Source organism: Streptomyces mayonensis (assembly GCF_018982965.1).
GTDB lineage: Bacteria > Actinomycetota > Actinomycetes > Streptomycetales > Streptomycetaceae > Streptomyces > Streptomyces mayonensis.
In genome coordinates, this window is the sequence record NZ_JACBYP010000003.1 from 56,904 (window position 1) to 78,456 (window position 21,553).

Here is a 21,553-nt window from a genome sequence, read left to right on the forward strand (position 1 = left end):
CCCGGTACCCGCCCGGGCCCCTGTTCCACCCGTGCGCAGGGGGAGGGGACGCCCCTCGCGCACGGTTCCCAGGACCTGCCCCGGCCGCGCGTTCAGCGCAGCCAGGGCAGGTCCGCGCCCGCCTCGCTGGGCTGGAGTCCCTCGGCGACGATCCGCATGATCTCGCCGAGGGACTTCTGCTGTTCCGGGGTGAGCCGCTCGAAGACGGCCTGGCGCACGGCGTTCACATGACCCGGTGCGGTACGGCGCAGCACCTCGTCCCCCTCGTCGGTGAGGATGGCGAACTGGCCGCGCTTGTCGGAGGGGCAGTCCTCGCGGCGCACCCAGCCGTTCTTCTCCAGGCGGGCGACCGCGTGCGAGAGCCGGGAACGGGTGATCTTCGCGTACTTGGCCAGCTCGGTCATCCGCAGCCGCCGGCGCGGTGACTCGGCCAGCTTGACCAGCAGGCCGTAGTAGACGTGCGGCATGCCCGCGTCGCGCTGGAGCTGCCGGTCCAGATGGTCGTCCAGAAGGGTGGAGGCCTCGATGTAGGAGCGCCAGACCAGCTGCTCCCTGTCGGTGAGCCAGCGGGGCTCGTCGGGCGCGTCCGGTTCGGCGGAGGGTGCGGGGATGGGTGCCGTGTTCATGTATCCCACTGTAAGAGACGACTCCTTGAAACTTGAACAAGTTCGACGTAGATTGTTGGCAAGTAAAGATTGAGAGTTAAAGTACTGAGATCTGGAACATCCGGAGTCATCCGGAGTATCGGAGCAGCCATGACCGCCGCCACGCAGGACCGCATGCCCGCCCTCTATCTCAGTCACGGCGCGCCGCCGCTCGCCGACGACCCCGTCTGGCCCGGCGAACTCGCCGCCTGGTCCGCCGCCCTGCCCCGCCCCAGGGCGATCCTCGTCGTCTCCGCCCACTGGGAGGAGGCCCCGCTCGCGCTCGGCGCCACCCGCACCGTCCCTCTCGTCTACGACTTCTGGGGCTTCCCCGAGCACTACTACCAGGTGCGTTACGAGGCTCCGGGCGCCCCCGCCCTCGCCGAGTCCGTCCGCAGGCTGCTGCGCGCCCCCGGCACGCCCGTGCAGGACGTCCCCGACCGCGGCCTCGACCACGGTGCCTACGTCCCCCTGGTCGAGATGTACCCCGGCGCCGACATCCCGGTCCTCCAGGTCTCCATGCCGACCCTCGACCCGGTACGGCTCATGGAGACCGGCCGCAGGCTCGCGCCGCTGCGCGACGAGGGCGTGCTGATCATCGGCTCCGGCTTCTTCACCCACAACCTGGCCGCGCTGCGCCAGGGCGGCATCCCCTCCTGGTCGGCGGAGTTCGACGACTGGGGCCGGTCCGCGCTGGAGGCCGGTGACGTCGACGGGCTGCTCGACTTCGCCCGCAAGTCCCCGGCGGGGCGACTCGCGCACCCGCGCACGGAGCACTTCGCGCCGCTGTTCGTGACGATGGGCGCGGCGGACGCCGCCGGTGAACTGGACCTGCGCCGGTCGGTGATCGACGGGTTCTGGATGGGGCTGGCCAAGAGGTCGGTGCAGTTCGGCTGAGCTGCCCGGCCCCACCGGTGGTACGTGCCGCGTCCCGCCGGTGGTGTCCGGTGGTCTACAGGGGCTTCTCGTACCAGGCCACGTCCCAGTAGCGGCCGAACTTGCGCCCCACCTCGCGGTGGGTGCCGACGTGACGGAAGCCGAACCGGGCGTGCAGCCGGGCCGAGGCCTCGTTGGGCTGGGCGACGGCCGCGTAGGCACGGTGCACGTCCTCGCCGGCCAGGGCCTCGAAGAGGGAGGTGTAGAGCAGGGAGCCGATGCCGCGCCCGCCGGCGTGCGGGTCGACGTAGACGGTGGTCTCCACGGAGGTCGCGTAGGCGGGCCTCGGGCGGTAGGGGCCGGATACGGCGTAGCCCAGAATCCCCTCCGAGCCCGAGTTGGCGTTCGTCGCAACCCTGAGGCGGTGCGGGCCGTCTTCAGGGTGGGAGAGCAGCCAGGCGCGGCGCTCCCGGGGAGTGAAGGGCTCGGTGTCGAACGTGATGGCCGTCTCACGTACGTAGTGGTTGTAGAGGTCGGTGAGGGCCTTGAGGTCGTCCTCGACTCCCGGTCTGACCTGGATCTCTGTCTCTCCCGACGCCATCACGCCTCCCCGTGTGGCGGCACAGGGTACTGCATGATCAGAAAAATCGAGGGGCGGGTTGGGAATTCTGTCCGGATTCCAGTCGTTGTTTCCATCGGATGCAGGGCACCCGAGGAGAGTCCCGACAGGGGCCGGAGGCGATATCCGGCCGCGGGGCGAGCCGCAGGGAGCCGGACGTCCGAAGGCCACCCGCTGAACCACCATCGCAAGGGAGCACGCATGGCAACCCGTGCCGTCGCCCGTCGTAAGTCCGCCACCGGCGAGACGGCCGACGCGGCAACCAGCGTCCGCGCGAACGGCGGCGAGCTCGCCGACCGCGATCTGGTCGGCATGTACCTCGACGAGATCGCCCGGACACCGCTGCTCGACGCCGCCAAGGAGGTCGAGCTGTCCCAGACCATCGAGGCCGGTGTGTTCGCCCGGCAGGTCCTCGAAGGGTACGAGGAGACGGGGGCGGACGCCACCCGCGAGGAGCTCCAGGCCCTGATCGACGAGGGCGAGCGGGCCAAGGACGTCTTCATCCGCTCCAACCTCCGCCTCGTCGTCGCGGTCGCCCGGCGTTACCCGCGCAGCGGTCTGCCGCTCCTCGACCTGATCCAGGAGGGCAACGCCGGCCTGGTCCGCGCGGTCGAGAAGTTCGACTACCGCAAGGGCTTCAAGTTCTCGACGTACGCGACCTGGTGGATCCGGCAGGCCATCACCCGGTCCATCGCCGACCAGTCGCGCACCATCCGGCTGCCCGTCCACCTGGTGGAGGAGCTGGGCCGTATCCGGCGCGTGCAGCGCGAGTTCAACCGCGAGCACGGCCGGGAGCCGGAGCCCACGGAGATCGCGGCGGAGCTGGGCTCGACGCCGGAGCGCGTCACCGACGTGCTCGACTGGGCCCGCGACCCGGTCTCGCTCAACATGTCGGTGGACGACGAGGGCGAGACCCAGTTCGGCGACCTGCTGGAGGACACGTCCGCCGTGTCGCCCGAGCAGTCGGTGCTGACCCTGCTGCGCAGCGAGGAACTGGACGACCTCATCGGCCGCCTCGACCCGCGCACCGCGTCCATCATCAAGATGCGGTACGGCATCGACGACGGCCGCGAGCGCACGCTCACCGAGGTCGGCAAGGAGCACGGCCTCACGCGCGAGCGCATCCGCCAGATCGAGAAGCACGCGCTCCTCGAGCTGAAGAAGCTGGCCCGTTCCACCGGCTTCGAGGCGGCGGCGTAGTCTGCCCCTCGCCGCACGGAGCGGTACGGACCGGCCGGTCGCCGTGTGACGCGGGGGCGTGACGTGACGGCTGGGGCGTACGCCGGGCGGCCGGGGACCGCGCGAACATGGCTGTACAACGCTGCTTCAACGCGCGGGGGCCGGGAACAAGAACGACGGGCCCCCGTGTACCCGCGGAACATCCGCACCTGTGGACCACGTCCCGACGCACTCCCCCCGGCGCCGGGACTTCCCCGAGCCGGGCTCGGCGCCTCTCCCCCCGGGGCGTCGCAGCCCGGCTCCTCTCATGCCTGGGCAGGAGAGGGAGGCGGGGCACCCCGAACCTGAACCCCGGGGTGGCCCGCCGAATGGCAGATTGTGCCACAGCGGCATAGCCTGCCGAAGTGAGCAGCACCATCCCCGCATTCCCCGACCCCGACCCTGGGCAGGGGCCGGTCTCCCTGACCGAGCGGCGCAAGGCCGAGACCCGTATGGAGATCGCCCGCGCGGCGGCCCGACTCTTCGTCGGCCAGGGCCTGCGGGCCACCCGGGCCGAGGACATCGCCCGGGCCGCCGGAGTGGCCCCGCGCACCTTCTACCGGTACTTCGCGACCAAGGAGGAGGCCGTCGCCCCGCTCTACGCCCTCGGCGCCGAGCGCTGGGTGCGGACGGTGCGCGAGGCCCCCGCCGAACTGTCCCCGCCCGAGGCCCTGGAACACGCCGTCCGGCACACGCTGACGCCGGGGGCCGCGGTCGCGGCGCCCTCCTGGGAGTGGGCCCGCACCCTCGTCCGTCTCGCCGAGAGCAGCCCGGCGCTGCGCAAGGTGTGGGCGGAGGTCTGCCACATCACGGAGCGCGGCCTGCTGCAGGCACTGGCGGCGCGGCTGTCCGAAGGTGACGACCACGCGGCCGCGCGGCTGGCGTCCGCTCCCCGGCTGCAGTTCGGGGCGGCGGTGGCGGCCGCGGCCGTGCGCGTCGCGGTGGAGCACTGGGCCGCCCGTCCGCAGGGGTCGCCCGGCCCGCTGGAGACCGCGCTGCGGAACCTGGAGGCACTGCGCGGCTTCGACTGGCACGGCGCCGAGCACGGCTGAGGCCGCGGCGTCGCGCCGCCGGCCTCGTGCGGGCCCGTTGGGCGGGCTTCCCCCTCCCTCCCCCGCCGAAAGCGGGGAACCGCGCGGCCGGATCCCCTCAGCCCAGGGCCGTCGCGACCTCGGCGGCCGGGCCGGCCAGTGCGGGGAACCTGTCGCGCACCCGGCCGTCGTGGCCGGGGATCACGGTCGCCCCGGTCTCGGCCGCCAGGCGGTTGATGAAGGTCAGCGCCCGCCGCATCTCGTCCAGGTCGGTGAACGCGAAAAACGGCCACTCGTTCTCGATCTGCTCGTAGAAGTGCGCGGCGTCCGCCGCCATGATCAGCCGTTCCTCCACGACCGTCAGCAGTTCACCGGGGGAGTGGCCGCCGACCGGATGGACCGTCACGCCGGGGGACACCTCCGTCTGCCCGGAGACCAGCTTCAGCCGCCCCTCCTGCTCGGCGAGCCGCACCGCCTCCAGGTGCCCGGCCGTCGCGAACTCCCCGTCCAGCTCGGCGCGCCGCCACTTCCCGAACCAGTAGTCGTACTCCGCCGCCCCGGCCACGACCTCGGCGTTGCGGAAGAGGCCCAGGTGCCCGATGTGGTCGTAGTGGAAGTGCGACGCGATGACCGTGGACACGTCCAGCGGGTCGATCCCGAGCAGCGCCAGGGCCCGCGCGGTCGGGATCACGGGCTGCTCCCCGAGCCAGTCGCGCTCGGCGATGTCGTACCCGGTGTCGAGGAGCATCGTCCGGGAACCGTCGCGCAGCACCCAGAAGTTGTAGTCCATCTGCAGGTCGCCGTCGGGCTGCCCGTACGACGCGTAGTCGTGCAGCACCGCGCTCTTGCGCGTGACCCGCTCGCCGTAGCGGACCTGCACCACCTCGAGGCCGCTCACCGCTCGGCCTCCGCCCGGGCCAGCTCCTCGTCCAGGACCGGCACGGCGTCCGTCGCCGCATGGATGCCGATCACGCTGACGATCTCCAGCACCTCCATGATCTCCTCCTGGGTCGCGCCGAGCCGGACGGCGTTGCGCATGTGCAGCTTGAGGCCCGGCACGTACAGGTGCGTCGCGGACGCGTCGAAGGCCGTGTAGATCAGCTCCTTGACCTTCGGCTCCAGCACGCCGTTCCGCCACGGCACGGAGGAGAACTCCGTGTACGCCTCGAAGAGCTCCGGGTCGATCTCCAGCAGACCGTCCCAGAACGAGTGCCAGTACCCGCGGTTCTCGGTGAACTCGGCCTTGATCCGCTCCTGTTCGGCGTCCAGCGGCTTGGGGCCCGTGCGCAGGCCCTCCTCCTCCAGCACCTCCAGGAGCAGCGGCACACCGATGTTCGCCGCGTGGATGCCCAGCGTGGAGGTCAGCTCGATGACCTCCATGATCTCCTGCCCGGTCGCGCCGAACGCGAGCGCGGCGCGGATGTGCTGGCGGGTGCCGGCCGAGTACAGGTGGGTCGCGGCCGAGTCGGCGGCGATGTAGATGAACTCCTTGACCTTGTCGTCCAGATGGTTCTTGCGCCACGGGACCGCGGAGAAGTTGAGGTACGCGGCCAGGAAGTCCGGGTCGTGGCGCAGGATGCTCTCCCACGCGTCGCTCCAGGTTCCCCTGACCCGGACGAACTCCGCCTTCAGTTCCTCCTGGGGCGCGGTCAGGCCGGATGTCATCGTCGTCATCCCTTTCCGTCGTGTTCGTTGAAGCCGTCCTGCTTGTTGTGGCCGTCGTGCTGGTCGTGTCCGTCTTGCTCGTTGTGTCCGTCCTGCTGGTCTCGCAGCCACCGCACGATCTCGGTGTGATCGGCGTCGGCGGGGAGTTGTGCGGCTGCCTCGTCCCAGAGCCGTACCGCCGATTCGCCCAGCAGCGAGGGCAGGCCGGACTCGCGCGCCAGGCCGACCGCGATCCGCATGTCCTTGAGCATCAGGCGCAGGCCGAAGCCGGAGTCGAAGGTGCCGGGCAGCACGTACTTCGGCCACTTCGTCTGCGTGGACCCGCTGCGCCCGCTCGAACCGTTGACGACCTCCAGCATCGCCTCGGGAACGAGCCCGAACTCCTCGCCCGCGAGCAGCGCTTCGGAGCTGACCAGCAGGTGTGTGGCGGACATGAGGTTGTTCAGGGCCTTCAGGGCGTGCCCCGCGCCGGTGCCACCGACGTGCGAGACCGTTCCGCCCAGGCGCTCCAGGGGCGGGCGCACCCGTGCCACGTCCTCGGCCGTGCCGCCCGCCATGACGGTCAGCGTGCCGGCCTCGGCGCCGGCGACCCCGCCGGACACGGGCGCGTCGACCACCGACACGCCCCGGTCGGCGGCCCGCCGCGCCAGCGTCCGCGTCGAGTGCGGGCGGGACGAACCCATGTCGACCAGTACGGTGCCGGGGCGGGCGGCGTCCAGCAGGCCGCTCTCGTACAGCACGCTCTCCACCGCGTCGGAGTCGGGCAGCATCAGCAGGATCGCGTCCGCGCCCTCGGCGACCGCGGCCGGCGTGTCCACCGGGGTCGCCCCCAGCGCGGCGGCCCGTTTCCGGGCGGCGGGGGACGTGTCGAAGGCACGGACGGTGTATCCGGCGCCGACGAGGTGGCCGACCATGGGGGTGCCCATGTTGCCGAGCCCGACGAAGCCGAGCACCGACCCGTCGGTCAGGGCTTCGCCGGTCCGTGCCGCGTCGGTCGGTGGCGTGCTCACGAGCCCGTGGTCCCTTCGTCCTGCTGCCCGTTCTGCTGCTCGTCCTGCGGCTTGTTCTGCTGCGTGTCCTGCTGCTCGTTCGTCAGTTCGTCCTTCAGCTCGTTCAGCACGCGTTCGGCGACGCGGAACGACTCGAGCGCGGCGGGGGCGCCGCAGTAGACGGCCGTCTGCAGCAGCGCCTCCTGGATCTCGGTCTCCGTGCAGCCGTTGCGCACGGCGCCCCGGACATGCACGGCGAGTTCGTGCATACGGTTCAGCGCGGTGAGCATCACGAGGTTGAGCAGGCTGCGGGTCCTGCGTTCCAGGCCGTCGCGCGTCCACACCTCGCCCCAGCAGTACTCGGTCACGAGCTCCTGCACGGGACGGCTGAAGTCGGTGACCTTCGCCAGCGAGCGCTCCACGTGCTCGGGGCCCAGCACCTCCTTGCGTGTGGCCAGTCCCGCTTCGAATGTCGCCTGGTCCATGGCTTTCCCTCCGGGTTCAGTGCTGGTGAGCGGCGAGGTACTCTTCCTCGCCCACCGGTGTCTCCCACTGCGTGGTGCCGAGCGAGATGGCCACGTGCGCGAGCGCGCAGCCGGCGGACGCCCCGTGCCAGTGCCGTTCACCGGGCGGCACCCACACCACGTCGCCGGGGAGCAGCCGTTGCGGTGCCTCGCCCTCGCTGCACACCCAGCCGCTGCCGGTGGTCACCTGGAGGATCTGGCCGCGTTCGTGGCGGTGCCAGTGCGTGCGGGAACCGGGGGTGAAGTACACCGAGTTGATCGTGACGCCGTCGGTCGTGGGCAGCACCGGGTCGGCCCAGACAGTGCCGTCGAAGGTCGCGCCGCGCTCCTCGGTCCCGGCTTCCTCGGGCCTGCCGTGGATGATCCTCACCGTGTTCCTCCGTCCTGTGTTCCTCCGTCGTGTGTTCCTCCGCCCGGTGTTTGTCCGCCCGGTGTTTTTCCGGCATCCGCCGCCCCGTCGTGGAGGCGGATGCCGCCGGCGGCGTCGCCGATCGCGTCGACGACCCGGTTGCTGATCTGGTCGGCGTAGCCGAGCGACTGGGCCAGCGCGAAGCTCGCCATCGGCCCTGCGGAGTTGAGCGTCGGCACTCCCAGCTCGCGCAGCCGGTCCACGTAGAGCACGACGTCCTTCATCATCAGCGTGCTGGTCAGCCCGCCTTCGAGGTAGTCGCCGTCGACGATGTGCGGGAACCGGTTGAGGGTGGCGAAGTTGACGCCGCTGCTGGAGTTGAGCACGTCGAGCAGCTGGTGCATGTCCAGGCCCGCGCTCCGGCCGGCGACCAGGACCTCGGCCGTGGCGGCGAGGCTGACCGCGTTGAGGAAGTTGTTGAGCACCTTCGCGGTGTGTCCGGCGCCGCTCGCGCCCATCGCGAACACCTTGGAGCTGAACGGCTCCAGGGTCTTCTCCAGGCGCGCGACCGCGTCGTCCGGACCGCCGACCATCAGCGTCAGCGTGCCCTTCTCCGCCGCGGCGGCGCCCCCGGAGATGCCGGCGTCGACGTACGCGACCCCGCGCTCGGCGAACGCCGCGTGCAGCCGTACCGTCGACGACGGTGCCGCCGTACTGAGGTCCACGACGATCTGCCCGGCACGGCTGCCGGCCAGTACGCCCTCCTCGCCGAGCACCACCTTCTCGACGACCTTGCTGTCCGGCAGGGACAGCAGCAGGTGGTCGGCGGCCCCGGTGACCTCCGCGACCGAGGCCGCGGCGGTCGCGCCCGCCGCCTCGGCCCGCCCGGGTACCGGGTCGTAGCCGATCACCGGCCGGCCGCTCGCGACGATGCGCCGGGTGATCCGGCCGCCCATGTTGCCGAGTCCGATCACACCGATCCTCGGCGTAGTCGGTGTCCTCGGCGTAGTCGTTGTACTCGCCGTACTCGCCGTACTCGCCGTACTCGCCGTACTCGCCGTACTCGCCGTACTCGGCGTTTTTGGCGTACTCATGACTTCCCCTTGCTCCGTTCGTCGACGGACGTGGTGTCCCAGGCGCCCGCGCCGCCGGACGGGCGAACCGTGCTGACGATCGCCGAACCGCCGTCCACCGAGACGACCTCGCCGTGCACGTACGCGGCGTCGTCACTGAGGAGGAAGGCCACGACGGAGGCGACCTCGTCCGGCGTCCCGGTGCGGCGCAGCGGGACCGTGGTGCCGCGGCGGACCATGTCGTTGCCGCCGCCCGACGCGTCCTTCGCGGCGTCGAACAGCCCGGTCGGCACCAGACCCGGCGCGACCGCGTTGACCCGCACGCCCAGCGGTCCGCCGTACATCGCGGCGCCGTGCACCAGACCGAGCACACCGTGCTTGGACGTCTGATACGCGAGCAGGTCGTGGCTGCCGCGCAGGCTCGCGATGGACGCGGTGATCACGATCGCCCCGCGCGACTCCTGCTCCCGGTACCTGCGGAACGCCGCGCGCACCCCGAGGAACGGACCGCGCACGTTCACGCCGAGCACCCGGTCGAAGTCCGCCACGCTCAGGTCCGTGAGATCCTCGAACGGGCCGGTGACGCCCGCGTTGAGGTGGTGCAGGTCGAGCCTGCCGAAGGTGTCGACGGCCACGCGTACGTAGTTCTCGACGTCCTCCTCGCGCGCGACGTCGGCGGCCACCGCGACGGCCGGTCCGGGCAGCGCCGCCGCGACCTCCCGCGCGCCGTCGCCGTCGATGTCGACGACGACCACGCGTGCGCCGGCGCGCGACAGGCGGTGTGCGCTGGCGGCCCCGATGCCGCCGGCGGCGCCGGTGACCACCGCCACCCTGCCTTCCGTCATCAGCTCTTCCTTTCCGCCCGCGGCCGCACCACGACCGCGAATCCGGGATCGGTGGCGTCGAGCGGCTCGAACCGCTCCAGCACCAGGGGGTCGTGTCCGGGCAGCAGCACCGTGTCCGGTTCCGCCGCGATCCGCGCGAGGTCGTCGAATCCCCGGTACATCGCCTCCAGGTCGGCGACCACGAGGAACGGACGGCCGAGTTCGAGCTCCTCGTAGTAGTGCACGGCGTCCGAGGCCAGTACGACCGTGCCGCCCGCGGTGCGTACGAGCGCGACCAACTGGCCGGGCGTGTGCCCGCCGACCTCGAGCAACTCGATGCCGGGCGCGAGCCGGTGCCGTCCGGCCAGCCGGGTCACCCGGCCCTCCCGGTCGGCCTCGGCGAGGGCGGCGATGTCCGGTCGTTCGACGGAGTGGCCGAACTGCACGCGCTCGGCGTACGGGCCGGTCCAGAAGTCCAGTTCCCGTGCGGTGATCAGGATCTCCGCGTGGGGGAACAGCGAGACGTTGCCGGTGTGGTCGTAGTGCGCGTGCGTGATCACCAGCTGGTCGATGTCCGCGGGGTCGATGCCCAGCCGGGAGAGCGCGTCGGGCACCGGACAGGTCATGGTGCGCCCGCGCCGTTCGCCGACCGCGGGCGTGAACCCGGTGTCGACGAGGACGGTGCGCCCGGGGCGGCGCAGCACCCAGAAGAAGTAGTCCATGCCGATCGGACGATCGGGTTCTCCGTACACGTGGTAGTTGAGGTAGACCTGGCTCGCGACGGTCTGCCGGGTCGCGAACCGGACCGCGAGCACTTCCCAGGCCCCTTCGGTCGTCGCTTCGGTTCCGGCGGAGGGCGTTTCGGCGGAGGGCATCAGCCCACCTCCCGTACGGGTTCGGGATGCGGTGCCTGCGCGCCGATGTTCCGGCCCGCGGTCTCGGGCAGGTGCTTCAGCAGGAACGCCGTGGCGACGAGCGCGACCGCCACCAGGTACGACGCCGGCCACACACTGCTGCCGGTGGCGTTCGCGACGGCGGTCGCGATGAACGGTCCCGGCCCGGCCACGAACGCCAGCGCGATGTTGAACCCGGTGGCGCTGCCGCTGGAGCGGGTCGCCGCGGGGAACAGCTCCACGAGCATGACCACGGTGGTCACGCTGACCATCGCCTGCGGCACGGTCAGCAGTAGCATCCCGAGCAGTACGGCCGCCACCGAGCCCTGACCCATCAGGGCGAACGCGGGCAGTCCCAGCACCACGTAGCCGATGCTGCCGACGAGGTTGACCCGGCGCCGGCCGAACCGGTCGGCCAGCATGCCGGCCAGCGGGCACAGCGCCATGTAGACGGACAGCCCGATCGCACTGAGCCCCAGGGAGCCGGTGCGCGAGAGGCCCACCGTCTCGGTGAGGTGGTTCACGACGTAGGTGGCCAGGTAGTAGAAGCCCAGGCCCTGCACGGAGGCGATGGCGAGGGTGAGCAGGATCGGCTTCAGGTCCCGGTTCCCCGCGGCGCGCAGCGGCTTGTCCGACACCTGGCCCAGCCGCTCCAGCTCGGTGAAGACCGGAGTCTCGTCGATCTTCATCCGCACGTACAGGCCGATGAGCGCGAGCGGCGCGGCGATCAGGAACGGGATCCGCCAGCCCCAGGCGAGCATGGCGTCGTCGCTCACCACCGACTGGATCAGCAGCGCGACGAAGCTGCCCGCGACCGTCGCCAGCGCGGCGGTCGCCGAGATGACGCTGCCGAACAGGCCCCGCCGGTGGTCCGGGACCATCTCCAGCAGGAAGGCCGAGGAACCGGTCCACTCACCGCCCGCCGACAGGCCCTGGAGGCAGCGCAGGATCACCAGCAGGACGGGCGCTAGCGCGCCGACGGTGGCGTAACTGGGCAGCAGGGCGATGAGCGTGGTCGTCACGCCCATCATCAGCACCGAGACCGACAGCGTGAACCTGCGCCCGCGGCGGTCGCCGAGCGAGCCCAGTATCAGTCCGCCGAGCGGACGGAAGAAGAACGCGACGCCGAACACGGCGAGCGAGGACAGCAGGCTCACCGCGGCACTGTCGGAGGGGAAGAAGACCTTCCCCATGGTCGGTGCGAAGAAGCCGTAGACGGCGAAGTCGAACCACTCCATGAAGTTGCCGACACCGGCGCCGACCGCCGCCTTGCGTTGGGTCCGGCCGGTGCCGGCCGGGGACTGCGCTGTCATCCATCGACTCCTGCGATCCACACTGATCGGCGATCGTGCATGGCCACCGACTGTCCACTCACCGGACAGGAACCTCATTGAGTGGACGTCCTTTTCGTCAAGCTAGAGCGCGGATCCGACGGTTGTCAATGCTCTGTACGTCCACTGAGTGATAACGTCGACCACTATGCGAACGGGATCCGAAGCGCCCACCGGCACGGTCGCCCGCGTCGTCGCGGTACTGCGTGGCGTGGTCGAGGCCGACGAGGACATCAGCGCCGCCGAGCTGGCCGAGGAGATCGGGCTGCCGCGCCCCACCGTCCACCGGCTGCTCGACCTGCTGGCGAAGGAGGACATGGTCGAGCCCGATCCGGGCACGCGCCGCTGGCGGCCGACCGCGGAGTGCCAGCGGCTGGGGGCGCTGCTGGCCGCGCGCCGGGACCTCGTGCGGCTCGCGCGCCCCGTACTCGCGCAGGTCGTCGCGCGCAGCCAGGAGGCGTGCCTGCTGGGCGTGTACCTGCCGCGCCGGCGCGAGATGATCTACGCCGACGAGCACATCTCGCCCGACCCGCTCTCGTACCGGATCGAGTTGAACTCTCCGGTGCCGGTCAACTGGGGTGCTTCGGGCCGCGCGATCCTCGCCTTCCTGCCCGAGGAGGAGCGGGAGGCGGTCCTCGCCGAGCGCGCCCCCGCTCCCGTGTCGGGGGAGAAGGCGCCGACCGTGGCTGTGCTGCGCCGGGAGCTGGAGCTGATCCGGCAGAAGGGCTACGCGTTCTCCCGCGGGCAGAAGATCCCGGGTTCCCGGGGGATCGCCGCTCCGGTCCTGGGCGCCGACGGCATCGCCGTGGGCAGCCTCACGCTGACGATTCCCGAGATGCGGTTCCGCGAGGAGGCGAAGGAGCAGCTGGCGGAGACGGTGATGGCCGGAGCCGAGGAGCTGAGCGTCATGCTCGGCCACCGCGTGCCGCGTACCGAGCCGAACGAGCGCTGACACGGGGCGCGTCCGGGATTCCGGGCGGGCGTGGTGGCGGGGTGCGGTGTGTCCGGGGCCGGGCTGGTCTGGTGGCGGGGTGCGTCCGGGGCCGGGCTGCGTCCGGTGGTGGGATGTGTCTGGCGGCCAGGTGCGGCCAGGTGCGGCCAGGTGCGTCGGGCGTTCCCGGCGGGCGTGGTGGCGGGGCGGTGCGTCAGGTGTCGTCCGTCGCCCGCGCGAGCCGTGCCGCCAGGTCCCGTACGCGGTCCGCCAGTACCGCCGGCTGCCGGACCCGGAACTCCAGGCCGGTCGTCGCCAGCCGCACCGCCACCGCCTCCGGGGCGTCGGACACGGTCGCCCGCAGGACGCACGACGTGCCGTCGCCCGTGGCCTCGGGCGCCCCGAACCAGTGGGGCAGCCGTGCCGCGGCCACCTCGGCCGACGCCTGGAAGAGGATCTCGATCGGGTACGAGTCGCCGAGCCGCTGGACCGAGCGCCGCAGATACTCCGCGGCGTCCCCGTTCGGCAGCTCGCGCGGCGTGAAGCGCGCGCCCGTGGCGAAGGGCTCGGTGATCCGGTCGACCCGGAAGGTCCGCCAGTCCTCCCGCTCCAGGTCGTAGGCGACCAGGTACCAGCGCGCGCCCGCCGACACCAGCCGGTGCGGCTCCGTGAGGCGGCGCGACTGGGTGCCGTCCGCCGCGCGGTAGGCGAACCTCAGCCGCTCGTGCCCGGCCACCGTCGAGGCCATGACGGTCAGCGTCTCCGGGGCGATGCCCGGGCCGTCGCCACCGGTCAGCGGGGTGGTCGCCGCCTGGAACGTCGTGACGCGGTGCCGCAGACGTGAGGGCAGCACCTGCTCCAGCTTGGCCAGCGCCCGGACCGAGGCCTCGTCCAGCCCCGCGACCGCGTGCCCGGCACCGGCCCGCAGCCCGACGGCGATGGCCACCGCCTCCTCGTCGTCCAGGACGAGCGGCGGCATCGCCTTCCCGGCGACCAGCCGGTAGCCGCCGTCCGAACCCATGGTCGCCTGCACGGGGTAGCCCAGTTCGCGCAGGCGGTCGATGTCCCGCCGGATCGTCCGCCGCGAGACCCCGAGCCGCTCGGCCAGCTCGCCGCCCGGCCATTCACGGGGCGTCTGGAGAAGCGAGAGGAGCGTCAGCAGCCGGGCCGGGGTGTCCGTCGTCATGGACCCGAGGATGCCGCACGTCCAGGTCTTGAACTGTCCTGGAGGATCGGTCCTGGAGCGTCTGCTCCGGAGCGTCTGGCGCTGTTCCCTGCCTGCCGTGGAGTTCGCTCGCAATGCCCGTTCATGCCCACTTGGGTCCGAATGTGTCTGCTCTCGTGTTTACATTCCGGAAAACCGGGCGTAGCCTCCGGGAGAAACCACAGGTTCGGGCACGGTTCGGAGGTGAACGGTCATGTACGCACCGGAGCGGCAGCAGGAGATCCTCCGGCTCGCCCGGGACAGCGGCCGGGTGGACGTGGTGTCGCTGGCCGAGGAGTTCCAGGTGACGGCGGAGACCATCCGCCGCGACCTCAAGGCGCTGGACCGAGCCGGGCTGCTCCGCCGGGTGCACGGCGGCGCCATCCCGGCCGGGCGGCTCGACTTCGAGCCGGACCTCGCCGAGCGCGAGTCCACCGCCGCCGACGAGAAGGACCGCATCGCCAAGGCGGCCCTCGCCGTGCTGCCGGCCGAGGGCACGCTGATCCTCGACGCCGGTTCGACGGTCGCCCGCATGGCCGCGGCCATCCCGCCGGAGGCCGCACTGACCGTCGTCACCCACAGCCTGCCCATCGCGGCCCGCCTCGCCGACCACCCCGGCATCCAGCTCCACCTCGTCGGCGGGCGGGTCCGGCACCGTACGCGCGCCGCCGTGGACGCCTGGGCGCTGCGCGCGTACGGCGAGATCCGCGCCGACGTGACCGTCGTGGCGGCCAACGGCTTCTCCGTCGAGTACGGCCTGACCACCCCCGACCTCGCCGAGGCCGCCGTCAAGCGGGCCGCCGTGGCCGCCGCCCGCCGGGTGGTGCTGGTGGCCGACTCCTCCAAGTACGGACAGGAGCACTTCGCCCGCTTCGGCGCCCTCGGCGAGGTGGACCTGCTGGTCACCGACAGCGGGCTGAGCCCCGAAGACACCAACGCCATCGAGCGCGCCGGCACGGAAGTAGTACGCGCATGATCCTCACCGTCACCCCCAACCCGTCGCTGGACCGCACCTACGAGCTTCCCCGGCTGGACCGCGGCGAGGTCGTCCGCGCCACGGGCGAGCGGGTGGACCCGGGCGGCAAGGGCGTGAACGTCTCGCGTGCCGTGACGGCGGCCGGCCGGCGCACCGTCGCCGTGCTGCCGCTCGGCGGCGCGCCGGGCGCCCTGGTGGCCGACCTCCTCGACGCGCAGGGCATCGAGGTCGCGCCGGTGGCGATCGCCGGGGCCACCCGTTCCAACATCGCGCTCGCCGAGGCCGACGGCGTCCTGACGAAGATCAACGCGCCGGGCCCCGAACTGACGGCGGCCGAGCGGGAGTCGCTCCTGGACACCGTGCGGCGCACGTCGCACGACGCGGACTGGATCGCCTGCTGCGGCAGCCTGCCCCGCTCGCTCGCCCCGTCCTGGTACGCCGACCTGGTCGCCCGCGCGCACGCCGCCGGGGTCCGCATCGCCCTGGACACCTCCGGACCCGCCCTGCTCCGGGCGCTGCGTGAGCGGCCGGACGTGGTCAAGCCCAACGCCGAGGAGCTGTCCGAGGCCGTCGGACGTCCGCTGGGCACGGTCGGCGACGCCGTCAAGGCCGCCGAGGAGCTGCGGGAGCTGGGTGCCAGGGCCGTGCTCGCCAGCCTCGGCGCCGACGGCCAGCTGCTCGTGGACGACGCGGGCACCTGGTACGGCAGCGCCCGCGTGGACGCCGTACGCAGCAACGTCGGCGCCGGGGACTCCTCCCTCGCCGGTTTCCTCGTCGCCGGGGGAGCGGGCCCCGCCGCCCTCGCCTCCGCCGTCGCGCACGGCGCCGCGGCCGTCCGGCTGCCCGGCAGTGTGATGCCGACGCCGGAGGACCTGGATCCGGCGGCGGTGACCGTGACCGCCGAGGTTCCCCTGGACCGTGCGCTCCGGGAGCCCACCTCGTGAACTCCCCTGCCACCCTTCCCCCTTACCTCCTCTCCCTCCTCTCCCTCCTCTCCCCTCTCTCCCTCCTCCCCGTTCCAGCCCCTCAGCCCGGGTTGCGGGCGATACGCGAGCTAAGGAGCCCGCGATGAGCGACATGATCAGCGCCGATCTGGTCGACCTCGACCTGTCCGCCGAGACCAAGGAAGCGGCGGCGCGTGCCCTCGCGGAGCGGATGGCGGCCCGCGGCCGGGTGACCGACCTGGAGGGCTTCCTCGCCGACGTGGCGGCCCGGGAGGCGCAGATGCCGACCGGCCTCGACGGCGGCATCGGCATCCCGCACTGCCGCAGCGAGTACGTTACGGAACCGACGCTCGCCTTCGGGCGCAGTGCGGCCGGCATCGACTTCGGGGCGGCGGACGGGCCCGCCGACCTGGTCTTCCTGATCGCCGCGCCGGCGGGGGCCGACGACGCCCACCTGACGATCCTGTCCGCGCTGGCCCGGCAGCTGATGAACGCCGAGTTCACCGCGGCGCTGCGCTCGGTGGGCGACGCGGCGGACGCGGCGAGGCTGATCCGCGGGGAGGAACCGGCACCGGCGGAACCGGGCGGGCAGCCGGCCGAGGAACCGGACGGGGAGCCGGCCGAGGAACCGGACGGGGAGCCGGCCGAGGAACCGGACGGGGAGCCGGTCGGCGAGGCCCGCGAGGGCGCCGGAGCAGGGACGGGCGACGTGTCCGGCGAGGGTTCCGGCGAGCCCGGGCGCCCGTTCCGGATCGTCGCCGTCACCTCCTGCCCCACCGGTATCGCGCACACCTACATGGCGGCCGAGGCGCTGGAGAACGCGGGGCGCGAGGCGGGCGTCGAAGTCGTCGTCGAGACCCAGGGCTCGGCCGGTTTCACCCGGCTCGACCCGGCGGTGATCGCGGCGGCGGACGGCGTGATCCTCGCCCATGACGTCGCCGTGCGCGAGAAGGACCGCTTCGCCGGGAAGCCGACCGTCGACACCGGCGTCAAGGCGGCCGTCAACCGGCCCGGTGAGCTGATCGGCGAGGTCCGTTCGAAGGCCGCCCGCGGCGAGGTCACGGCCGCCGCCGACGACGACGGCCCGGCCGGTGCCGACGGCACCACACCGGTCGGACGCGGGGGCGAGTCCGGCGAGGGGTACGGCACCAGGCTCCGCAAGTGGCTGATGTCCGGCGTCAGTTACATGGTGCCGTTCGTCGCCGCGGGCGGCCTGCTGATCGCCCTCGGGTTCGCGATCGGCGGCTACGAGATCAACAAGGCCCCGTCGGTGGTGGACCACTTCGTGTGGGGCCAGGCGGACAGCTGGGCCGCCCTGCTGTACCAGATCGGCGGCGTGTCCTTCGCCTTCCTCGTGCCCGTGCTCGCCGGCTACATCGCCTACGGCATGGCGGACCGGCCCGGCCTGGTCCCCGGCTTCGTCGGCGGTTCCATCGCGCTGACCATCGACGCCGGCTTCCTGGGCGGGCTGGCGGCCGGTCTGATCTCCGGCGGCGTGGTGCTGGCGATCCAGCGGGTCCGCATCCCGGCGGCACTGCGCGGCATCATGCCGGTGGTGGTGATACCGCTGATCTCCGCGGCGGTCGTCGGGTTCCTGATGTTCGTGGTGATCGGCAAGCCCATCGCGTCCGCGCAGGAGGCGATGACCGACTGGCTGAACGGTCTGTCCGGCGCCAACGCGGTCCTGCTCGGCGCGCTGCTCGGCCTGATGATGTGCTTCGACCTCGGCGGCCCGGTGAACAAGGTCGCCTACACCTTCGCCACCGCGGGCATCGCGGTGTCGGACCCGAGCGACTCCGCGATGAAGATCATGGCGGCGGTGATGGCGGCCGGCATGGTCCCGCCGCTCTCGATGGCCCTGGCCACCACGGTGCGCGGCCGGCTCTTCAACGCCACCGAGCGCGAGAACGGCAAGGCCGCCTGGGTCCTGGGCGCCTCCTTCATCTCCGAGGGCGCGATCCCGTTCGCCGCGGCCGACCCGCTGCGCGTCATCCCGTCCTCGATGGTGGGCGGCGCGCTCACCGGTGCCCTGTCGATGGCCTTCGGTGCCACGCTGCGCGCTCCGCACGGCGGCGTCTTCGTGGTCCCGCTGATCGGGAACCCGCTGCTCTACCTGGTCGCCATCGCGGCCGGCGTGTGCGTCACGACGGCGCTGGTGATCGTCCTCAAGGGCCTGCGCAGGCCGGTGCCGGGGGCGGCGGCCCAGGGACCGGACGGCGCGGACCCGTCGGCACCGGCGGGCTCGAAGCAGCCGGTGGCGGCGTAGGGGAAGGCACGGCGAGCGCGGGCGCCCTCCCGGGTCACCGGGGGGACGGCGCCCCGCTCGCGCGTCAGCCTGCCCGGGGCTCGCGGCGGCGACGTCGCGTCGTCGCAGACAGGTACGGCGACCCGGCGACCCGGATACCGGGGGCCGCAGCCTTGTCAGCGACTGCCCGGCCGGTCCTGCGATGCGGCTCCCGGCGAGCCCCTGTGCGGGAACACGGGGAACACACTGAGACCACCTCGTGCCGGTTCACAGCGCGATCACGATCTTGCCGTGGACATGTCGTCCGGCCTGCGTCGTCACGGCGTCGCGAATCCGCTCGACCGGGAAGGTCGCCGCGATCGGCACCGTGATGTCGCCGGAGCGGACGGCGTCGGCGATCCGTTCCAGAGCGCCCGAAGCCGCGTCGAAGGCGCCGACCTTGCGCACCCCGGGCGGCGGGGCGGGGCCGTCGGCCACGACGGAGATCCGCTCGGGTGCCACGCCGAGCTCGAGTGCGGTCTCGGCCGTCTCCCTTCCGAACAGGTCGGTCGCCGCGGTGATCCCCTCCGGTGCCAGGGCACGCACCCGGTCGGCAAGGCCGGGGCCGTACGCCACGGGTTCGGCGCCGAGCCCCCGCAGGAATCCGAACGTGCCCTCGGAGGCGGTGCCGAGCACCCGGGCACCCGCACGCACCGCCAACTGCACGGCGAAGATGCCCACACCGCCCGCCGCCCCGCCGACCAGGACGGTGTCACCGGCCCGGAGCCCCGTCGCGGCGAGCGCGGCGGAGGCCGTCAGGCCGGCTACCGGAAGCGTGGCCGCCACCTCGTCGCCGATGCCCTCCGGGGTGGGAAACAGCGTCGTCGTGGGTGTCCTGACCAGCACGAAATCGGCGACGGAGCGGCCGATTGCTCCCCCGTACACCCGGTCACCGGTCGCGAACCCCACGGCTTCGGCGCCCACTTCGTCCACCACTCCAGCGAAGTCGCTGCCGAACCCGGCCGGAAGGGTGATGCCGAACCGTGCCGCCATGTCGGGCTGCGCGGCGATCTGCCAGTCCATCGGATTCAGCCCGGCCGCAGTGATCCGGACGCGCACCTCGTCGGGCGCGGGGTGCGGCTCCGGTATCTCCTGCAGTTCGAGCACTTCGGGACCGCCGAATCGGTGATAACGGACAGCTCTGCTCATCGGTGACCTCTCCTGGTCAGTGATGGGACTTGGTCTCATGGACTGTACACCAGTGATGGGACGAAGTCCCGTACACTGTTCCCATGGCCCGCTGGCAACCCGACGCACCAGGACGGCTCGCCGCCGCAGCTCTCGACCTCTTCGAGGAGCGCGGCTACGAGAACACGACCGTGATCGAGATCGCGGAGCGTGCCGGGCTCACCAAGAGCACGTTCTTCCGGTACTTCCCGGACAAGCGCGAGGTGCTCTTCGGCAGGGGCGCGATGACCGGTGTGCTCGTCGAAGGGATCACCTCGGCGCCACCGGAGGCGGGACCGCTCGACGCTGTGGCGGGGGGCCTCGACGCGCTCGGCCGGACGTTCTTCACCGACGACCGCCGCGCGTTCAGCGGCCGGCGTGAGGCCGTGCTGAACGCCAACACGGAACTGCGCGAGCGTGAGGCCCTGAAAAGGATCGGCCTCACCGCCTCAATGGTCGAGGCTCTCAACCGCCGCGGCGCCCCGGACCTGACCGCGCGCGTAACCGCGACACTGGGCGCGCTGGCCTGGGAGGTCGCCTACGACCAGTGGATCGGCACCGACGGCGGCGAGGGCTTCGGCCCGCTGGCACGACAGGCGCTCGCCGAGGTGCGCGCGGTCGCCGTCCACGTCACCAACCTCTCCGAACGACACACCTAGGGCCGGGGCCCCTTTTTGCGGGCCCCGGCCGCGTGCTGGTGAGCCCGCACGATGGTGGAGTCCACCGAGACGGCTCAGGTCCTCGTCCGTGTCGGGCCTGCGCCACCAGGGTGGCGAAGACCCGCTCCCACGTGCCGTCGACGGCCCAGATCCGCAGTCGGTCGGAGACGCCTCGACAGTTGCCGTACGTCTTCGGCAGCTGAACCCACTGCGTCCCGGTCCCGAACTTGTGGGCAATCGCGTCAATCACCTCACGATGGTCACGCCGGCGACCACCCCGCTTCTGCGTCCGGCCCTGGGAGCGACGGCTCAATCCCCGCCCACTGCGCGTCAGTCGACGGCACACCAGGGCCAACGACCGACTGGCCGGACGGAACTGCCTAGGGCACCTGGGCCGCGCGCCGCTCCATCGCCAGGCGGGCCGTGTCCTCGCTGTCGTAGACCTCGCACATGTGCCGTCCGTCGGGCGTGGCCGTGTGCTCGACCTCCCAGAGGGAGACCTCCGCGCCGTCGTGCAGTAAGAACGCGTGCTCGTACAGCGAGAAGCCGATCCGGGCGCGGCTCGTACGGCCGGGGACGCCGAAGGCCTGGGTGATCTGGTGCGCGGACGCCGTCGACAGCAGAGCGGCGAGGTCGGCGCCGGGCCGGTCCGTGTTCTCCGCGCGGCGCAGCAGCCGGCGGGCGTGGTCGGCCGAGGCGTCCGGGACGTAGGCGTGCCGCGGGGCGGGGACCGGGGACAACCGCACCTGCACCGCCAGCTCGAAGTCCGGCGTCTCCGGCGGAAGCGCCAGCCGTGCGGTCGCGGTGCGCAGCTCCTCCTCGTCCACGTACACCTCGTGCTGCGGCTCGCTGCCCGGCGCGGGGTTGTGGACGAGCTCCCAGAGGGTGAGCGCCGAGCCGTCGGCGAGCAGCCAGGTGTGCCGGTACGTCTCGCGGTGCAGCCCCGCGCTGTGGTGCGCGGAGTGCAGGGATCCGTCGTACGCCAGCGCGCAGTCCAGCAGCCGTATCGTCTCGTCGGGCAGCTCGAACGAGTTCAGGGCCCGACCGAGCAGCCGCATGAGGTGCTCCTCCGGAGACTCGGGCGACTCGGGTGGTTCGTACGCTGCTGTCTCGTACGGAACGCTCAAGGTTTCTCCCGGCGTTGCTGCATGTCACCTTGTGGGTGCATACCGTAGCCCCTCGGTCGGACATCGTGTCCGGGAACCGAGAAAACGTACGCACGAAATACGCGAGAGCCACGCGAAAAGTTCCCGTACGAGCCGACGGACCGTCAAAATCCGCTGCTCAAGGGCTCGTCGGGCCGCGCTTCGTCTCCCTGTGCTCCTGCCCGCCGTTCCGGCTCCGCACACCTT

General features: G+C 72.1%; 23 protein-coding genes. 8 read left to right on the top strand and 15 right to left on the bottom strand.

The window, feature by feature from the left end; translation table 11 throughout:
* Positions 1-92: 92 nt before the first annotated feature.
* The gene (locus tag HZS56_RS01680; protein ID WP_216718826.1) at positions 93-626 is read right to left on the bottom strand and encodes a MarR family winged helix-turn-helix transcriptional regulator; all 534 of its coding nucleotides are present in this window, start codon (positions 624-626) and stop codon (positions 93-95) included.
* Positions 627-779: 153 nt separating this feature from the next.
* Here HZS56_RS01680 and HZS56_RS01685 point away from each other — a divergent pair, with 153 nt between their 5' ends.
* Entirely contained in the window at positions 780-1,541 is a 762-nt protein-coding gene (locus HZS56_RS01685; RefSeq protein WP_374201057.1) for a dioxygenase family protein, read from the top strand.
* 55 nt (positions 1,542-1,596) lie between these two features.
* Here HZS56_RS01685 and HZS56_RS01690 read toward each other — a convergent pair whose 3' ends face one another.
* Positions 1,597-2,121, bottom strand: coding sequence for a GNAT family N-acetyltransferase (locus tag HZS56_RS01690; protein ID WP_216718828.1), 525 nt, complete (start codon positions 2,119-2,121; stop codon positions 1,597-1,599).
* A 219-nt stretch (positions 2,122-2,340) separates the two neighbouring features.
* Here HZS56_RS01690 and HZS56_RS01695 point away from each other — a divergent pair, with 219 nt between their 5' ends.
* Positions 2,341-3,339 (top strand): sigma-70 family RNA polymerase sigma factor, encoded by a 999-nt coding sequence (locus HZS56_RS01695; RefSeq protein ID WP_216718829.1) that lies wholly within the window; start codon positions 2,341-2,343, stop codon positions 3,337-3,339.
* Positions 3,340-3,722: 383 nt separating this feature from the next.
* Positions 3,723-4,409 (top strand): TetR/AcrR family transcriptional regulator, encoded by a 687-nt coding sequence (locus HZS56_RS01700; RefSeq protein WP_216718830.1) that lies wholly within the window; start codon positions 3,723-3,725, stop codon positions 4,407-4,409.
* 97 nt (positions 4,410-4,506) lie between these two features.
* Here the strand turns inward: HZS56_RS01700 and HZS56_RS01705 are convergent, their stop codons facing one another.
* From HZS56_RS01705 to HZS56_RS01745, 9 genes are read right to left on the bottom strand one after another with little or no spacing between them, the layout of a single operon-like run.
* Positions 4,507-5,286: an N-acyl homoserine lactonase family protein gene (locus HZS56_RS01705; RefSeq protein WP_216718831.1), complete on the bottom strand. Its 780-nt coding sequence runs from the start codon at positions 5,284-5,286 to the stop codon at positions 4,507-4,509.
* Positions 5,283-6,053, bottom strand: coding sequence for a carboxymuconolactone decarboxylase family protein (locus HZS56_RS01710; protein ID WP_216718832.1), 771 nt, complete (start codon positions 6,051-6,053; stop codon positions 5,283-5,285). Before HZS56_RS01710 ends, HZS56_RS01705 begins: the two co-directional genes overlap by 4 nt.
* A gap of 5 nt (positions 6,054-6,058) precedes the next feature.
* Positions 6,059-7,063, bottom strand: coding sequence for an NAD(P)-dependent oxidoreductase (locus tag HZS56_RS01715; RefSeq protein WP_216718833.1), 1,005 nt, complete (start codon positions 7,061-7,063; stop codon positions 6,059-6,061).
* A complete protein-coding gene (locus HZS56_RS01720; protein WP_216718834.1) occupies positions 7,060-7,527 on the bottom strand; it encodes a carboxymuconolactone decarboxylase family protein in 468 nt (155 codons plus the stop codon). Before HZS56_RS01720 ends, HZS56_RS01715 begins: the two co-directional genes overlap by 4 nt.
* Positions 7,528-7,543: 16 nt before the next feature.
* Positions 7,544-7,936: a cupin domain-containing protein gene (locus HZS56_RS01725; protein ID WP_216718835.1), complete on the bottom strand. Its 393-nt coding sequence runs from the start codon at positions 7,934-7,936 to the stop codon at positions 7,544-7,546.
* Positions 7,933-9,009, bottom strand: a complete 1,077-nt coding sequence (locus tag HZS56_RS01730) for an NAD(P)-dependent oxidoreductase (RefSeq protein WP_301542963.1) — start codon at positions 9,007-9,009, stop codon at positions 7,933-7,935. The genes HZS56_RS01725 and HZS56_RS01730 overlap by 4 nt, the downstream gene beginning before the upstream one ends.
* Positions 9,006-9,833, bottom strand: coding sequence for an SDR family NAD(P)-dependent oxidoreductase (locus HZS56_RS01735; RefSeq protein WP_216718837.1), 828 nt, complete (start codon positions 9,831-9,833; stop codon positions 9,006-9,008). Before HZS56_RS01735 ends, HZS56_RS01730 begins: the two co-directional genes overlap by 4 nt.
* Positions 9,833-10,687, bottom strand: a complete 855-nt coding sequence (locus tag HZS56_RS01740; RefSeq protein ID WP_216718838.1) for an N-acyl homoserine lactonase family protein — start codon at positions 10,685-10,687, stop codon at positions 9,833-9,835. The genes HZS56_RS01735 and HZS56_RS01740 overlap by 1 nt, the downstream gene beginning before the upstream one ends.
* The gene (locus HZS56_RS01745) at positions 10,687-12,018 is read right to left on the bottom strand and encodes an MFS transporter (protein WP_216718839.1); all 1,332 of its coding nucleotides are present in this window, start codon (positions 12,016-12,018) and stop codon (positions 10,687-10,689) included. The genes HZS56_RS01740 and HZS56_RS01745 overlap by 1 nt, the downstream gene beginning before the upstream one ends.
* 166 nt (positions 12,019-12,184) lie before the next feature.
* On the opposite strand from HZS56_RS01745, the gene HZS56_RS01750 reads away from it, so the two are divergent.
* A complete protein-coding gene (locus tag HZS56_RS01750; protein ID WP_216718840.1) occupies positions 12,185-12,988 on the top strand; it encodes an IclR family transcriptional regulator in 804 nt (267 codons plus the stop codon).
* Between the two features lie 193 nt (positions 12,989-13,181).
* Here HZS56_RS01750 and HZS56_RS01755 read toward each other — a convergent pair whose 3' ends face one another.
* A complete protein-coding gene (locus HZS56_RS01755; protein ID WP_216718841.1) occupies positions 13,182-14,153 on the bottom strand; it encodes a helix-turn-helix transcriptional regulator in 972 nt (323 codons plus the stop codon).
* A gap of 232 nt (positions 14,154-14,385) precedes the next feature.
* Between HZS56_RS01755 and HZS56_RS01760 the strand changes: the two genes are divergently transcribed.
* From HZS56_RS01760 to HZS56_RS01770, 3 genes are all read left to right on the top strand, one after another.
* Positions 14,386-15,147 carry a DeoR/GlpR family DNA-binding transcription regulator gene (locus tag HZS56_RS01760; RefSeq protein ID WP_216718842.1) on the top strand — a complete coding sequence of 254 codons (762 nt, stop codon included), beginning with the start codon at positions 14,386-14,388 and terminating at the stop codon, positions 15,145-15,147.
* Positions 15,144-16,091 (top strand): 1-phosphofructokinase, encoded by a 948-nt coding sequence (pfkB, locus tag HZS56_RS01765; RefSeq protein ID WP_216718843.1) that lies wholly within the window; start codon positions 15,144-15,146, stop codon positions 16,089-16,091. The genes HZS56_RS01760 and pfkB overlap by 4 nt, the downstream gene beginning before the upstream one ends.
* Before the next feature lie 124 nt (positions 16,092-16,215).
* On the top strand, positions 16,216-18,357 hold the full coding sequence (locus HZS56_RS01770; RefSeq protein WP_216718844.1) for a PTS fructose transporter subunit IIABC: 2,142 nt from the start codon (positions 16,216-16,218) through the stop codon (positions 18,355-18,357).
* Between the two features lie 246 nt (positions 18,358-18,603).
* Here HZS56_RS01770 and HZS56_RS01775 read toward each other — a convergent pair whose 3' ends face one another.
* Positions 18,604-19,524, bottom strand: a complete 921-nt coding sequence (locus tag HZS56_RS01775) for an NADP-dependent oxidoreductase (protein ID WP_216718845.1) — start codon at positions 19,522-19,524, stop codon at positions 18,604-18,606.
* Between the two features lie 83 nt (positions 19,525-19,607).
* Between HZS56_RS01775 and HZS56_RS01780 the strand changes: the two genes are divergently transcribed.
* Positions 19,608-20,201, top strand: coding sequence for a TetR/AcrR family transcriptional regulator (locus tag HZS56_RS01780; RefSeq protein WP_216718846.1), 594 nt, complete (start codon positions 19,608-19,610; stop codon positions 20,199-20,201).
* Here the strand turns inward: HZS56_RS01780 and HZS56_RS39005 are convergent.
* Both HZS56_RS39005 and HZS56_RS01790 read right to left on the bottom strand, forming a co-directional pair.
* Positions 20,173-20,547, bottom strand: coding sequence for a transposase (locus HZS56_RS39005; RefSeq protein WP_374201058.1), 375 nt, complete (start codon positions 20,545-20,547; stop codon positions 20,173-20,175). The genes HZS56_RS01780 and HZS56_RS39005 overlap by 29 nt on opposite strands.
* 34 nt (positions 20,548-20,581) lie before the next feature.
* Positions 20,582-21,328: a DUF6227 family protein gene (locus HZS56_RS01790; protein ID WP_216718848.1), complete on the bottom strand. Its 747-nt coding sequence runs from the start codon at positions 21,326-21,328 to the stop codon at positions 20,582-20,584.
* Positions 21,329-21,553 lie beyond the last annotated feature (225 nt).